Here is a 13,954-nt window from a genome sequence, read left to right as displayed (position 1 = left end):
ACCCGGTCGCGCGTCCCTGGTTCCGGATGCCGCCGCTGTCAGGCCGGTTTGTAGGCGATTCCGCCCACGAATACCCGCTCTTCGGGGAATCGCGGTCGCAGTGGCGGTCCGGCGGGCCACCAGTCATCGAGTTCCACCAGCCCGGGTTCGATGAGTTCGAGCCCGGCGAAGTATTCGCGGATCTGCTCGGTTCGGCGATACCAGCCGGACCCCAGGCCCTTTTCGGTGAATGCGCGCTCGAGATCCCGTGCCAGCAGATGCAGTTCGGGATTCTCGGGACCGGGATCGTGGAAGTGACTGATCGCCAGATATGACCCGGGGGGCAGCAGTTCCACGTACTTGCGCATCATCTCGACAGGGTCGAGTTCATCGTCCACATGATGCAGCAGCCCGCAGAGGATCAGCCCGATCGGCCGGTCCATGTCCAGATACCGCATGACGTCGGTATTGCGCAGCAGCGTGTCCGGCTCGAGCAGGTCGGCGGGGACGAAATGGGTGTTGTCGTTCTGTTCCAGCAGTACTCGCCCGTGTGCGTTGCAGACGGGATCGTTGTCGACGTAGACGACGCGGGCGTCGGGATTCTGCTGCTGGGCGACTTCGTGGGTATTGGCCACGGTGGGCAGCCCGGCGCCGATATCGAGGAGTTGGTCCATTCCCGCGGTGCCGACCAGATAGCGCACGACACGATGCAGCCAGCGCCGGTTCATGATCGAGACGTCGCCCTGTTTGGGCGCCACCTCGAGAATCTGCTCGTACGCGGCACGGTCGACGTCGTAATTATCCTTACCACCGAGGCTGTAGTCGTAGACGCGAGCGATACTCGCCCGGGTGGTATCCACCCCCACGGGTTTGCGAACGCCGGTCCGGTGGGCCGGTTCGGCCATGTCGACCTCTCTCTGCGCAATCAAAGTGAAATGAATGTGATTCGGGACATCAGCCTAGAACGCCATCCGGTACCCGGCAGTCGAACCGAAATAATTGCGCGGCAACGGGGTTCGAATCGGTGGAGCGATTCGAACCGTTCCGTGACCCGACCGCATTCATCTCCCTGCCCGGCCTAATCTCCGGAGTGAATACTGCGCAGCCGATGCGGCCCGGGTCGTTTGTAACCCACCCCGCCGATGACGACCTGTTCCTCGGGAAGCCGCTCGCGGGTCGAGGGCCCGGCGGGCCACCAATCCTCGAGTTCGCCGAACCCGGGATGGATGAGTTCCAGGCCGTCGAAGTATTCCAGCTGCTGCGCGCGCGTTCGGTACCAGCCCGAGCCCAAACCCATTTCGGTGAAGGCGCGCTCGAGATTCTTCGCTAGTTCGTGCAGCTGCGGGTTCTCGTCCGCGGGATCCCAGAAATTGGTGATCGCCACATAGGAACCCTCGGGTAGCCGCTTGGTGTACTCGCGCATGATTCCCGGCGGATCGAGTTCGTCGTCGAGATGATGCAGCAGTCCGCACAGGATGACCGCGATCGGCCGGTCCAGATCGAGATACTGCAACACTCTCTTGTTTTCCAGCAGGGTGCCCTCCTCGAGGACGTCACCCGAGACGAAGTGCGTGTGCTCGTTCTGTTCGAGCAGCACGCGCCCGTGTGCGTTGCAGACGGGATCGTTGTCGACGTAGACGACCTTCGCCTCGGGATTCTCCTGCTGGGCTATCTGGTGGGTATTGCCCACCGTCGGAAGCCCGGCGCCGATATCGAGGAATTGATCGATTCCGGCCGGCCCGGCCAGATATCGGACCACCCGATGCAGCCAGCGCCGGTTCATCCGGGATACATCGCCCTGCCGCGGCGCTATCTGCCGTATCTGCTCGAAGGCCTCGCGGTCGACCTCGTAGTTGTCCTTACCGCCGAGGCTGTAGTCGTAGACGCGGGCGATACTGGGCCGGGTGGTGTCCACGCCGACCGGTGCCCGAACTCCTGTCTGGGGAGCCGGCTCCGCCATGAATACCTCTCTCTACGTTGCACAATCGAACAGGGCGATGGTATGCCGTCGCTTTCGCGGCGCTCGCTCAGGCTTCCGCGCCGCGTTCGAGAACTTTGCCCGGAAGCCATCCGCCGCCCAGATGGGTGACCCGCCACCAGTCGATATCGATGACGACCGCGGTCACCGGCGTGGCGAGAAACGGCTCGACCTGGGGTTCCTTGCGCAGCAGCGCCTGAAAGGTCGCGTCCCGGTCGTCGTCCGCACGCAGCGTCACCTTGCCGAGGCCCTGGGCGAACGGGTCCGCGATACCGCCCGGCACCACCTTCACGCCGATATTCGGATTGGCCCGGAGCTGGTCGAGGGTGCGGCCGCGGTTCTCCAGGATCAGGGTGAGCGTGAAGAGGTCGTCGTCGAGATTGGCGAAGAACGCGCTCGTCGCCCAGTTCACGCCGTCCTTGGACGTCGCGAGGTCGATGGTGGAATGTCCGAGCACCTCGGTGAGTTTCTTGCGGATTTCGGTATCGGTGACGTCGTCGGACATGTGGTCCTCCCGTTGTTCTCGTGGTGCGGTAACTCGTCGTGCCCGGTGTGCGGGCAGCGGACCCGCGCGGGCGGCGCGCCGGCACGATGGGCCGGTGATGAATCCGCTTGTGCACGGGCGCTTGTGGGGCGTCGGTGCAGGTGCGGCACGGCGTGCCCGGGTGGCGGCCGTTCCGGCTGCTGCCGACTGCCGGTCAGCCTAACCGCCGGAGGTACCGTTCGGCAGGGCGGCACCCGGTGCCGTAACCGGGCGAAAGCGTTGGGCCCCAGTGTGTTACACGATCGCAACGATGCCGGGCCGGTGGTTCGCCCGGCTGCGCCGGAGGCCGTGATACGGGGGAGTGGCGCATCGGCGCCGTTGTCGCCAGGTGGACGGCAGCGCGGTATGCTGGAAACCGCTCCAGTGGTACTCGCTCCTGCTGCCGATGCCCACATCGGTGTCGTCTCCCCAGGTCTTGGTGGTAGTGAGGCCGAACGGTCGTATCGTGGTGGAGTTTACGCAAGGAAATCTGATACCGCGTGCAAACAGGAAGAACCTAGGTGCAAGTGGCACTGTAGGATTCGCTCCGAGATCCGGCGGCAGGGGTTGCCGCGTGGGTGCCGGCCCGATCGGGTGTCGGCGCGTTACGGAGAAATACGCGCTTACCACAGAGTAGGATTGCCTGCCGACCGGTGCGGTTCGTCGGTGGCGGGCGCCGTACGATGCAGCACAGCACGAACTGGCCAGAGGCGACCATGACAAACGAGCAGGACGATTCCGATATTCCGGATCAGGCCGAGGCCGACCGGGGGCCGACCGTACTCCGCATTTCGCTCGGTAGCAGGCTGCGCCGGCTGCGGGAAGCGTGTGGTATTTCGCGTGAGGACGCCGGTGACCATATCCGCGGATCGCATGCGAAGATCAGCCGGCTGGAGCTGGGCCGTACCCGGTTCCGGGAGCGGGATCTGCTGGACCTGCTGAAGTTGTACGGCGTGGAGGACCAGGCCGAGCTCGACATCTACCTGGATCTCATGCGGAAGGCCAATGATCCGGGCTGGTGGCAACCGTTCAACGATGTGGTGCCGCAGTGGTTCGAGATCTACATCGGCCTGGAGCAGGCGGCCACCACGATCCGCACCTATGAGGCCCAGTTCGTCCCGGGTCTGCTGCAGACCGAAGCGTACGCGCGGGCGGTGATCAGGCTCGCGAACGAAGACGAGACCGAGCGCAGGGTCGGGATGCGGATGCGCCGCCAGGAGATCCTGAGCCGTGCGTCGGCGCCGACGGTCTGGGCCGTGGTCGACGAGAACGCCCTGCGCCGTCCGGTCGGTGGTTATCCGGTACTGCGTGGTCAGATCGAGCATCTCATCGCCGTCTCCGAGCGGCCGAATGTGAAGATCCAGGTGCTGCCCTACAGCGTGGGCGGACACCCCGCCGCCGGCGGTTCCTTCAGCATCCTGCGCTTCCCGGAACCCGAACTGGCCGACATGGTCTACATGGAGCAACTCACCAGCTCCGGCTACCTCGAGAAGAAGCACGAGGTGGAGGTGTACATGACGGTGATGAACAAGCTCAGCGTCATCGCCCCCACGCCCGGCGAGAGCCGTGACTTTCTGCGGAAGGTCCTCGGCGAGCTGCCCGCCGAATAGTCCGGCGGGGGAGTCGGCTCCGGATTCGGGCAGGGGAGTAGGCCGCCCCGACGGTGAGTGCGTCGTACCCTGCCACTCGTGCCGACACCCGTCCGGAGTGCGAGGGGAGCGGCTCGGACCCGCGGGGATCGGAACCGATAGCTCTCTCCCATTCAAAATAGAGCGATACGTAGATATGCGTATCTAAACATGTGTGACTCGCCCTTCGTATCCGCCGACACGGCACGAAAAGAAACTACGAGGCAAAGGATGGTAGGAAAGGAGCGTGGCCGCTACTGGTGATGACTCTGGCTCCGCTCGTTCCCATGCCGTGTCGGAGGTGGTGGAGCTGGTCAGCACGCTGATCCGCTTCGACACCTCCAACACCGGCGATCCCGCGACCACCAAGGGGGAACGGGAGTGTGCGGAGTGGGTCGCCCGGCAGTTGCAGGACGCCGGATACACCACCGAATATGTGGAATCGGGCGCTCCCGGCCGTGGAAACGTGTTCGCGCGCCTCCCGGGGGCCGATTCCGGCCGGGGTGCGCTGATGATCCACGGGCATCTGGATGTGGTGCCGGCCGAGGCCGCCGATTGGAGCGTGCACCCGTTCTCCGGCGCCGTCCAGGACGGTTATGTCTGGGGCCGCGGGGCCATCGATATGAAGGATATGGTCGGGATGATGCTGGCGATCGCTCGCCAGTTCAAGATCGAGGGCACCGTACCGCCGCGAGACCTCGTGTTCGCCTTCCTCGCCGATGAGGAGAACGGCGGTAAATGGGGTTCACAGTGGCTGGTGGAGAACCGGCCCGACCTTTTCGAGGGCGTCACCGAGGCAGTAGGGGAGGTCGGTGGCTTCTCGCTGACGGTGCCCCGCCCGGACGGTGGTGAGCGGCGGCTGTATCTGGTGGAGACCGCCGAGAAGGGGCTGGGCTGGATGCGCCTGCGCGCGAAGGCCCGCGCGGGACACGGCTCCTTCCTGCACGAGGACAACGCCGTGACGATCCTGGCCGCCGCGGTGGCCCGGCTGGGCACACATACGTTCCCGCTGGTCGTCTCCGATTCGGTGGCGGAGTTCCTGGCGGCGGTATCGGAGGAATCCGGGCTGGTGTTCGACCCGGACAGTCCGGATATCGAGGGGACGCTGGCCAAGCTGGGGTCGATATCGCGAATCATCGGTGCCACACTGCGCGATACCGCCAATCCGACGATGCTCGATGCCGGCTACAAGGCGAACGTGATTCCCCAGACCGCGGAGGCGGTCGTGGATTGCCGGGTGGTCCCCGGCCGGCTGGCCGAGTTCGAGCGGGAGGTCGACGAACTCATCGGACCGGATGTCGAGCGGGAGTGGGTGACGAAGCTGGACTCCTATGAGACGACGTTCGACGGGCATCTGGTCGACGCCATGAACGACGCCATTCTGGCCCACGATCCGCAGGGCCGGACGGTGCCGTACATGCTCTCCGGTGGGACGGATGCGAAAGCCTTCGCGCATCTGGGTATCCGGTGTTTCGGGTTCGCGCCGCTGCGGTTGCCGCCGGAGCTGGACTTCGCGGCCCTGTTCCACGGTGTCGACGAACGTGTTCCGGTCGACGCGCTCGAATTCGGCACCGCCGTGATGGAACACTTCCTGTTGCACAGCTGATCCGATTCGAAAGAGGAGAACATGGCCGACAATCCCTATGACGCCCTGCCTTCGGTGCCTTCGTTCACCGTGACGTCCGCGGACGTCACCGACGGTGCGACGCTGGGTAACGACCAGGTCAGTGGTGTGTTCGGGGCCGGCGGCAAGGATGTGTCGCCCCAGCTGAGCTGGTCGGGCTTCCCGGCGGGCACCAAGAGTTTCGCGGTGACGGTCTACGATCCGGACGCCCCGACGGCTTCCGGCTTCTGGCACTGGGCGGTAGCCGATATCCCGGTCTCGGTCACCGAACTGGCATCGGGTTCGGGCAGCGAGGGTGGTTCGCTGCCGGCGGGTGCGGTGGCGCTGCGCAACGACGGCGGTTTCGCCGGTTACGTCGGCGCGGCGCCGCCGGCCGGCCACGGGCCGCATCGGTACTACATCGTGGTGCACGCGGTGGATGTGGAATCGCTGGGCGTACCGCCGGAGGCGACGCCGGCGTTCCTCGGGTTCAACCTCTTCTCCCATACCCTGGCCCGGGCGACGCTGGTGGGTACCTACGAACAGAAGTGACACTCGAATGCTTGTGGCCCCGGAGCAACGCTCCGGGGCCACAACACTGTCGGTACGGCCCGGGACTCAGCCGCGTACGTCGATCACCGGGGCGACGGCCTCGTCGGCGTAGAGCGCGGTGATCTGAGCGGCGTACTTGTCCGCGATGGGGACGCGTTTGAGCGACATCTTCGGGGTGAGCTCATCGCCACCGGGCTCCCAGACGGTCTCGACGATGGTGAATCGTTTGATCTGCTCGACCCGGGAGAGTTTGGCGTTTCCGGCCTGGACGGCCGCGCGGATATCGTCCACGATCCCGGGGTGCCGGGCCAGGGTGGCGATATCGGCGTCGGTGGCGTCGATCTCCTTGGCGCGGATCGCGGCCATATCGGGGTCCAGCATGATGAGCGCGGTGATGTACGGTTTCGCGTCGCCGAGGGCGACGACCTGACCGACCAGCGACGAGACGGCCTTGACCGCGTTCTCGATATTGCTGGGGGCGATGTTCTTCCCGCCCTCGTTGATGATGAGTTCCTTTTTGCGGTCGATGATCCGCAGGTATCCGTCGGGATCGAGGGCACCGACGTCCCCGGTGTGCAGCCAGCCGTCGGCGTCGAGGGCTTCGGCGGTCTTATCCGGCATGCCGCGGTATCCGTGGGTGATGATCTCGCCGCGTACGAGGACTTCGCCGTCGTCGGCGAGACGGAGTTCGAGTCCGTCGACGGGTCGCCCGACCGATCCGGGGCGGGGTTTGTCGAGTTCGGTGTAGGTGGCCACACCGGTGGTTTCCGACATACCCCACACTTCGGATACGCAGAAGCCGAGTCCGAGGAAGAATTCGAGGGTCTCGGGCGGGATCGGCGCGGCGCCGGAGGAGGCGACGCGCAGTTCGTCGAGTCCGAGGGCGGCGCGCAGTTTCGCGAGCAGGAGTTTCTCGGCGATACCGTGCTGGAGGGACAGCAGCGGGCCGCGGCCGGTACCGGCGAGGTCGGCCTTGGCGGCGGCGATGCCGGTGGCGATGGCCCAGTTCGCGATGGCCTTCTTGGCGCCGGTCTCGGCGGACAGCTTTGCTTCGACGCCGCCCTTGATCTTCTGCCAGACGCGCGGGACGCCGAAGAAGATGGTGGGGCGGGCATCCGGGAGCGCGGCGGCGATTTCCCGGGGGTCGGGAACGGTGGTCATCTGGATGCCGGTGACGAGGTTGATGGCGTGGCCGGAGATGCGGTCGGCGACATGGGCGGCGGGCAGGTAGGACAGCGCTCGGTCGTCGAGGCCCACGTCGAGGGGGCCGCTGCTGAGGGCGACCACCTGGGCGAGGACGTTGCGGTGGGTGAGTTCCACGCCTTTGGAGGGCCCGGTGGTTCCGGAGGTGTAGATGAGGGTGGCCAGGTCGCCGGGTTCGACTGCCTGCCAGGCGGTGTCGAAATCGAAGTCCGGGTCGGGGTTGTTCTCCAGGTCGGCGAGGGTTTTCGCGCCTTCGGCCGCGCCGTCGATCACGATGAGGTGTTCGATGGGTACACCGGCCGCGCGGATGGTGTCGAGGAACTGTTGTTCGGTGATGACTATCGTGTTGCCGGCGTTGGTGAACACGTGTGCGATCTGTTCGGCGGAACAGGTGTTGTACACGGAGAACGGGGTGGCGCCGACGTGCAGGGCGGCGGTGTCGAGGAGGTTGAACTCCGGCCGGTTGGTCAGCATGATGCCGACGGTGTCGCCGCGGCGGAGGCCGAGGCCGCCCAGGCCGGCGGCGAGCACGCGGACTCGTTCACCGTACTCGCGCCACGTGATCTCCTGGGTGCCGCCGACCGTGCGCAGGGCGACGGCGTCGGGCCGCAGGGTGAGGGTCTGCTGGAAGGCCGCGGGCACTGTGTAGACGGTGGTGCCGGTGCGGTGCGGGTAGGCGATATCTGTTGTCATGGTCCGTTCCCGAGGTGCTGGGGTTCCGCGGACTCGTATCCGGTGAGGGTGTTCCGCGGCATGCGGAACACCGGTCAGTCGGAGTGACGCGGATCACTCATCCTAGCGGGGAAACGGACAAAGCGTGTGGGTTCTGTCTGGGCCAGCGGAACCACCCCGCGGGCAGTCCCTGTCGACTCACCCGGGCAGCGGCAGCCGGCGGGGTGCGGCGGCGGTGGGATCGGCCGCCGGGATCCAGTGACCACGGTGCCGGCGTTTGGCGTCGAGGTAGGCGGCGGCACGGGCGCTGAGGGGCGAGGTGTACAGCGGCTCCGGGGTCACGTCCAGATCGACTTCGCGCAGTGCCCGCACCTTGTCGGGGTTGTTGGTGAGCAGCCGGACCTTGCCGAGGCCGAGGGCGGCCAGGCTCCGGGCCGCGTGGTCGTAGGCCCGCCCGTCCGCGGGGAGACCGAGTGTGGTGTAGGCGGTGAAGGTGTCGGCGCCGGAGCGTTCGGCTTCCTGATAGCCGAGGGCCTTGGCGATCAGTCCGGCGCCGCGGCCTTCCTGTTCGAGGTAGACGAGGATTCCGGAGCCTTCGGCCTGGATGAGGTCGAGTGATTTGTGGAGTTCCGGGCCGCAGTCGCAGTCCTGGGAGCCCAGCGCTTCGCCGTAGAGGCAGCGGGAGTGGATGCGAACGAGGCAGTTGTCGTCGGGATCGCCGAAGATCAGCAGGTGCCCCAGGGTGGGGTCGCCGTCGACGGCGAGCACGCGCACCGGCGTGTCCTGCCCGTTCCGGGTGAACCGGTGCCCGGTGTCGGGCGTGGTGGCCCCCTCGGCTGCGGTCAAGGTCGGGACTCCTTCGATGGGTGGTGGGTTTGGTGGGGGTGGATGGTGCGGGCAGCGCTCGGCCCGCCGAGCGAGGGGGTGGTGTCCTGCGCCTCGGCGGGCCGGTAGCCGACTTTACGCCCGGCGGGTATCTTCCGCACTCCGTGCGCGGCGCGTCGGTGAGATCGGCCGGAGGGGCGGCGTGTTGCCGGTGGACGCACCGGTCAGTGCCGTTCGGCGGTGAGCCGGATGATGCGGTCCACATCGTCGGTGGTCGGCATGGCGCCGGGTACATCGCCGGCGAAGGACTGGGTGGCGACCATGGCCGCGGTGGCCCAGCCGTAGTCCTGTTCGTCGGCGACGCGGTGGCCGGTTTCCGGACTGGCGGCGCGGGACAGCAGCCGGTAGACGAGGGCGGCGGAGAAGGCGCCGCGGGAGCCGGGGACATCGGTGAGCGCGGCCGCCTGGACTCGGGGGATATCGAGGGCGAGCCGGTCGGAGCGGACCGTGCAGCCGAAGTCCTCGACCACACAGACCGCGCGGGCGCCGAGGATCTGTAGCTGTTCGGCGATATGGGAGGCGGATTGGGCGGGGATCTCGGGGACCATGCTGTCGAGTTCTTTGGTGGATCCGATGACGTAGTCGACGGTCGACAGGTAGCGGTACAGGGATTGCGGGTTCTCGGTCTGCGCGGCGGCGACGAGTGTGGTCGGCCGGTTCGGGAGGGTGTGGGTGGCGGCGAGGACCTGTTCGATGACGGGCAGGGGTGGTTCGAGGGTCACCAGTACCGCGTCGCTGGCGGCCAGTGCGTCGCGTACCGCGGGTCCGATCAGGTCGGTGGCGGCCAGCCGGATGCGGTCGTCGTCGCAGAAGATGGTGCCGGTGATACCGGTGCGGCTCACGATGAGCGCGGTGATGGGGGTGCGGGCCTGGGGTACGACGCGGATCAGCGAGGTGTCGACGTTCTCCGAATGGAGGAACTCCAGGATCCGGTGTCCGGCGTCGTCGTCTCCGACGGTGGTGACGAGGCGGACGTCGATGCCGAGGCGGGCGGCGGCGACGGCGCGGTTGAGCGCTTTGCCGCCGGGGTTGTCGCTGAAGCGGCCGCGGGCGAAACCGCGGGCGTCGGGGATGCTGTCGACCTGATAGATGTGATCGATGACGGCGTCGCCGACGATGGTGAGCGTGCCGACGGTGTCGTGCCGTGCGGTTCTGCGGGCGGGGTGGTCGTCGGTGTAGACGGTGCCGGTGACCAGGAGCGCGGCGAGGGCGGTGAAGGCCCGGCGTTCGGGGGTGGCGCGGAGGGAGCGGACGGTGGGAGCGGGGGGTATGGCGTCGGCTTCGGCGATTTCGTGGAGCCGGCGCCAGTGGGCGGAGAGGTATTCGCGGCGGGCGCCGAGGTCCTGGGAGTAGAGCCCGGTGGGTTCGATTCCGGCGGGTTCGGAGTCGCGGAGCAGTCCGAGGGAGAGTTCGGCGTCGGTGATCACCCGGTGGGTGGCGGGCAGCCGGCGGGCGTGTTCGCGGACGACGGGCAGGACGGCGGCGAGCGCGGTGGTGCCGTGGGCGTCGGCGTGGCGCCGGATGACCGGGAGGTCCAGGAGCGGGGTGATATCGATTTCGGTGGTGCTGAGCCGGTCGGGGCTGAGGCCGGAGCGTTTGCACAGCCGCGTGAGAATGTTGCGGATGGCGACGATGGCGGTGTCGTCGTGGGGGACCATGCGGCGCACCTTTCTGCTTCCGTGCCTCCGCCTCGGGGTTTCGGCCGACACAACAATGGCAATAACCATAGTGTAAACGGCTTTTGACATGGGATTGACCCGCCGAACTGTCAAATGACACACTTGGAAGAGATTTTTACCTCGATCAGAGGAACGGGAGGGCCTGGTGATGCCGATGACGACAGCCCGGTTCCGCGGACACCGATATCCCGCGCGTCGACCCGTCGTTTGCGCCGGTACGGACCCGGAGGCGTCCTCCGCAACGGCGCTCTGAGCGCCCGCGTCCACGCCATTTTCCCGACGGCAACGATGCCGCGCCGGCCGGCAGCTACGCCGGCCCGGTCTCGGTGCCGAGCCCCCTGAGGAGGCAGCTGTGACCATCCACATCACCTACTGGCTGATGACCAGTGGTATTTCCCCCGAATTCGCCGAACGCGTGCACACCCGGCACGGGTCCTCGTGGCAGTTGAGCTGGTTGCCCGGCCGGAGTCTGTCCTACGAGCAGGCCTACGCCGGGATGGAGGTCGACGAGATCCTGTCGAGCCCCGAATTGGTGGAGGACCCGGCCGCGATGGCCCATGCGGCCCGGCAGGTGGATCTGCTCGGCCTGCTGTGGGAGCAAGTCGTGTACCTGCTCGTCAGGAGGGTGGAGGGTCGCCAGTTGGAGGCCAGGTTCCTGGACGAGCGGGGCCCGGGCCGGATCCCCTACCGGGAAGACCCGGGTGCGATCCGCAGCGGATCCGCGGCCTAGGCGCTCGCCGGCGGTGCCGGATCAGCGGTGCGCGGCGTGTCCGGCGCCCACGGCCTCGGACAGGCTGCGGTAGCCCCCGGCGCGCAGGCGTTCGGCGATCCCCTTGTGGATTCGCCGGGTCCATCCGGGCCCGCCGTAGATGAACCCGGTATAGCCCTGCAGCAGGGAGGCGCCGGCGAGAATCCGTTCCCACGCCTGGTCCGGGGTCTCGATTCCCCCGACGGAGATGAGCACCAGCCGGTCGCCGACGCGGGCGTACAGCCGGCGCAGCACATCGAGCGAGCGTTCGGCGACCGGTGGGCCGGACAGTCCGCCGGCGCCGAGCGCGGTGACCTCGTCGGGGTCGCTGAGCAGGCCGGTGCGGCCGATGGTGGTGTTGGTGGCGACGATGCCGGCCAGTCCCAGTTCGACGGCGAGATCGGCGACGGCGTCGATGTCCTCGTCGGACAGATCGGGGGCGATCTTGACCAGCACCGGTACCCGGACGCTGTCGAGGACGGCGGCCAGGACCGGGCGCAGCGATTCCACGGCCTGCAGATCGCGCAGGCCCGGGGTGTTGGGGGAGCTGACGTTGACGACCACGAAGTCGGCGAGCGGGCCGAGCAGTCGCGCGCTGGTGGCGTAGTCCTCGGCGGCGTGCTCGGGGGCGACGATCTTCGTCTTCCCGATATTGGCGCCGATCGGGACGGCGGTGGCGCGGCCGTGCAGGCGGGCGGCCGCCGCGGCGGCGCCGTGGTTGTTGAAACCCATCCGGTTGATCAGGGCCCGGTCGGCGGGCAGCCGGAACAGCCGCGGGGCGGGGTTACCGGGCTGGGCCGAGGCGGTGACGGTGCCGATCTCGGCGAACCCGAAGCCGAGCGCGCCCCAGGCGCCGGCGCCGGTGGCGTCCTTGTCGAACCCGGCCGCCAGCCCGAGTGGCGCGGGGAAATCGACTCCGAACGCGGTGGAACGCAGGATGGGGTCGTCGACGGCGAGAACGCGGCGCAGCAGGGCGCGGGCGGGCGCGAGGGCGGTGGCGGTGCGGATGACGGCGAAGACGATGCGGTGGATGGTCTCCGGCGGCACCAGGAACATGAGGGACAGCAGTAATCGGTACAGCACGGTCATAGCTCCGCGGCGTTGCCCGCCGGGGTGGTGAGGGCGGTTTTGCGGCGGCGCAGCAGGACGCGGCGGCTGCCGTCGGTGTAGGCGCGGACGCGAGACAGTTCCCAGCCGCCGAATTCGGCCTGGATGGCCAGCCGCATCGAGGCGGTCACGCGGGTGACGTCGGGGGGCAGCCGCAGCGGTACGTATTCGTAGTCGTCGCTACTCGTTTCCCAGGTCGCGGGGAGTTTGTTGCGCGGGTTCGCTGCACGTGGAGTGGATGCCATCACTGCCCTCTCTTGCGCTGGTCCGCGGGTAGCCGCTGCAGACCTGGTTCGGTCGCCGAGCCGATGTAGAGATCGCCGGTGGACTCGTCGACGGTCACCGTGTTCGGTTGCCGGACGGTGGGGTAGCGCCCGACTTCGCGTGGTGATCCCGCCGACAGGTCGTAGCCGACGATCTCGTTGCTCTGCGTGCACGTCACCCATACGGTGTCAGAACGCCGGTCGTAGGCGAGTGCGTAAGGCGACGATCCTACCGGGTAACGCTGACGCAGTACGAGCGGATCGGTGGTGAACACCAGGAGCTGGCCGCTGTCGGGGTCGGTGACGACGACCCGGTCGAAGGATGCCTCTGCGAGGTTCGCGGCGCCCGCGCCGGCCCGCAGCGCGAGCCCGAGGTGTTCGTAGCCGGGCTCGATCTCGGTCAGCAGGGTCTGGCGGCGGTCCAGGACGGCGAGGGTGTCCCCGGTGAGTGCGAGTGCGTCGGCGGAGGCGAGCCCGGTCACGGTGTGCTGGATCCGGCCGGTGCGGTCCAGGACGAGGACGCGTCCGTCCGCGGTGCCGGCGATCAGGGTGCCGTCGGGCCGGGACCGCACCGAGCGCAGGTTCGCGCCGGCGGGGATTTCGGTGACGGCCCGGGTGCGGGGGTCGATGCGCAGGATCACGCCGTCGGCGGCGCCCAGGATTTCACCGGGCGTGCCCGGGGAGAGCGCGACGGCGGGCGTGGGCAGCGTGACCCGGTGGGTGGTGGGCGGTTGCGTCGCGGTGGTGAACAGGGTGAGGGTGGTTCCGGCCGGGTCGAGCGCGGCCAGGTTTCCGCTTCCCGGGTCGGCGGCCAGGGCGGTGATCGGCGCGGCCACCGGGTAGACCTGCCCGGCGGGTTCGGTGGCGGTGGCCGGGGAGACGGCGGGGGCGGCCGGTTCGCGGGTCGGGGCGTCGCCGGCGCCGGGTTCGGGGTCGTCCGAGCAGCCGGTCAGGACGAGTGCGGTCAGCAGGGCCGCGACCAGGGCACGTGGTCGTCGGCGCCGAACTGGTGGCGCGGGGTCCGGGAACGACCGATGCTGCATTCGGTTATCTGACCACGCCAGGGTAGGACGGTGTGGCAGCGGGGTATACGGGGGTGTCGACGGCGGGTGGTCCGGGCGCCGGGCTACGGTA

At 67.9% G+C, this 13,954-nt stretch carries 13 protein-coding genes; 4 read left to right on the top strand and 9 right to left on the bottom strand.

The genetic code is table 11. From position 1 onward, the window contains the following. Positions 1-38: 38 nt before the first annotated feature. From ACZ6SF_RS06870 to ACZ6SF_RS06860, 3 genes are all read right to left on the bottom strand, one after another. Positions 39-884 carry an SAM-dependent methyltransferase gene (locus tag ACZ6SF_RS06870; RefSeq protein ID WP_466061012.1) on the bottom strand — a complete coding sequence of 282 codons (846 nt, stop codon included), beginning with the start codon at positions 882-884 and terminating at the stop codon, positions 39-41. Positions 885-1,057: 173 nt separating this feature from the next. Next, positions 1,058-1,939, bottom strand: a complete 882-nt coding sequence (locus ACZ6SF_RS06865; protein WP_466061011.1) for an SAM-dependent methyltransferase — start codon at positions 1,937-1,939, stop codon at positions 1,058-1,060. A gap of 67 nt (positions 1,940-2,006) precedes the next feature. Continuing rightward, positions 2,007-2,462, bottom strand: a complete 456-nt coding sequence (locus ACZ6SF_RS06860) for a hypothetical protein (RefSeq protein WP_466061010.1) — start codon at positions 2,460-2,462, stop codon at positions 2,007-2,009. Positions 2,463-3,196: 734 nt separating this feature from the next. Between ACZ6SF_RS06860 and ACZ6SF_RS06855 the strand changes: the two genes are divergently transcribed. From ACZ6SF_RS06855 to ACZ6SF_RS06845, 3 genes are all read left to right on the top strand, one after another. Beyond that, on the top strand, positions 3,197-4,090 hold the full coding sequence (locus ACZ6SF_RS06855) for a helix-turn-helix domain-containing protein (protein ID WP_466061009.1): 894 nt from the start codon (positions 3,197-3,199) through the stop codon (positions 4,088-4,090). 265 nt (positions 4,091-4,355) lie between these two features. Then, complete coding sequence (locus ACZ6SF_RS06850) at positions 4,356-5,714, top strand: M20/M25/M40 family metallo-hydrolase (RefSeq protein WP_466061008.1); 1,359 nt, start codon at positions 4,356-4,358, stop codon at positions 5,712-5,714. 21 nt (positions 5,715-5,735) lie between these two features. Continuing rightward, positions 5,736-6,263, top strand: coding sequence for a YbhB/YbcL family Raf kinase inhibitor-like protein (locus ACZ6SF_RS06845; protein ID WP_466061007.1), 528 nt, complete (start codon positions 5,736-5,738; stop codon positions 6,261-6,263). Between the two features lie 66 nt (positions 6,264-6,329). Here ACZ6SF_RS06845 and ACZ6SF_RS06840 read toward each other — a convergent pair whose 3' ends face one another. The 3 genes from ACZ6SF_RS06840 to ACZ6SF_RS06830 all read right to left on the bottom strand — a co-directional run bounded on the left by ACZ6SF_RS06840 (position 6,330) and on the right by ACZ6SF_RS06830 (position 10,681). Continuing rightward, a complete protein-coding gene (locus tag ACZ6SF_RS06840) occupies positions 6,330-8,159 on the bottom strand; it encodes an AMP-dependent synthetase/ligase (RefSeq protein WP_466061006.1) in 1,830 nt (609 codons plus the stop codon). 177 nt (positions 8,160-8,336) lie between these two features. After that, positions 8,337-8,984: a GTP cyclohydrolase II gene (locus ACZ6SF_RS06835; RefSeq protein ID WP_466061005.1), complete on the bottom strand. Its 648-nt coding sequence runs from the start codon at positions 8,982-8,984 to the stop codon at positions 8,337-8,339. Between the two features lie 203 nt (positions 8,985-9,187). After that, positions 9,188-10,681, bottom strand: a complete 1,494-nt coding sequence (locus tag ACZ6SF_RS06830; RefSeq protein ID WP_466061004.1) for a carbohydrate kinase family protein — start codon at positions 10,679-10,681, stop codon at positions 9,188-9,190. Positions 10,682-11,054: 373 nt separating this feature from the next. Here ACZ6SF_RS06830 and ACZ6SF_RS06825 point away from each other — a divergent pair, with 373 nt between their 5' ends. After that, positions 11,055-11,432, top strand: a complete 378-nt coding sequence (locus ACZ6SF_RS06825) for a hypothetical protein (RefSeq protein WP_466061003.1) — start codon at positions 11,055-11,057, stop codon at positions 11,430-11,432. Positions 11,433-11,453: 21 nt separating this feature from the next. Here ACZ6SF_RS06825 and ACZ6SF_RS06820 read toward each other — a convergent pair whose 3' ends face one another. From ACZ6SF_RS06820 to ACZ6SF_RS06810, 3 genes are read right to left on the bottom strand one after another with little or no spacing between them, the layout of a single operon-like run. Continuing rightward, positions 11,454-12,530: a quinone-dependent dihydroorotate dehydrogenase gene (locus ACZ6SF_RS06820; RefSeq protein WP_466061365.1), complete on the bottom strand. Its 1,077-nt coding sequence runs from the start codon at positions 12,528-12,530 to the stop codon at positions 11,454-11,456. A gap of 5 nt (positions 12,531-12,535) precedes the next feature. Then, positions 12,536-12,802 carry a DUF5703 family protein gene (locus tag ACZ6SF_RS06815; protein WP_466061002.1) on the bottom strand — a complete coding sequence of 89 codons (267 nt, stop codon included), beginning with the start codon at positions 12,800-12,802 and terminating at the stop codon, positions 12,536-12,538. Continuing rightward, positions 12,802-13,863: a hypothetical protein gene (locus tag ACZ6SF_RS06810; RefSeq protein WP_466061001.1), complete on the bottom strand. Its 1,062-nt coding sequence runs from the start codon at positions 13,861-13,863 to the stop codon at positions 12,802-12,804. Before ACZ6SF_RS06810 ends, ACZ6SF_RS06815 begins: the two co-directional genes overlap by 1 nt. Positions 13,864-13,954 lie beyond the last annotated feature (91 nt).

The sequence above is a fragment of the Nocardia sp. NPDC049935 genome (genome assembly GCF_055586645.1).
The sequence above is the reverse complement of the archived record's forward strand: the minus strand, read 5'-3'. Positions and strand labels throughout refer to the sequence as shown.

Excerpts from the sequence above, each read along its gene's own strand:
- ACZ6SF_RS06840 (WP_466061006.1), bottom strand. The coding sequence starts at position 8,159 with ATGACAACAGATATCGCCTACCCGCACCGCACCGGCACCACCGTCTAC.
- ACZ6SF_RS06860 (WP_466061010.1), bottom strand. The coding sequence starts at position 2,462 with ATGTCCGACGACGTCACCGATACCGAAATCCGCAAGAAACTCACCGAG.
- ACZ6SF_RS06865 (WP_466061011.1), bottom strand. The coding sequence starts at position 1,939 with ATGGCGGAGCCGGCTCCCCAGACAGGAGTTCGGGCACCGGTCGGCGTG.
- ACZ6SF_RS06815 (WP_466061002.1), bottom strand. The coding sequence starts at position 12,802 with ATGGCATCCACTCCACGTGCAGCGAACCCGCGCAACAAACTCCCCGCG.
- ACZ6SF_RS06830 (WP_466061004.1), bottom strand. The coding sequence starts at position 10,681 with ATGGTCCCCCACGACGACACCGCCATCGTCGCCATCCGCAACATTCTC.
- ACZ6SF_RS06845 (WP_466061007.1), top strand. The coding sequence starts at position 5,736 with ATGGCCGACAATCCCTATGACGCCCTGCCTTCGGTGCCTTCGTTCACC.
- ACZ6SF_RS06855 (WP_466061009.1), top strand. The coding sequence starts at position 3,197 with ATGACAAACGAGCAGGACGATTCCGATATTCCGGATCAGGCCGAGGCC.
- ACZ6SF_RS06870 (WP_466061012.1), bottom strand. The coding sequence starts at position 884 with ATGGCCGAACCGGCCCACCGGACCGGCGTTCGCAAACCCGTGGGGGTG.
- ACZ6SF_RS06810 (WP_466061001.1), bottom strand. The coding sequence starts at position 13,863 with ATGCAGCATCGGTCGTTCCCGGACCCCGCGCCACCAGTTCGGCGCCGA.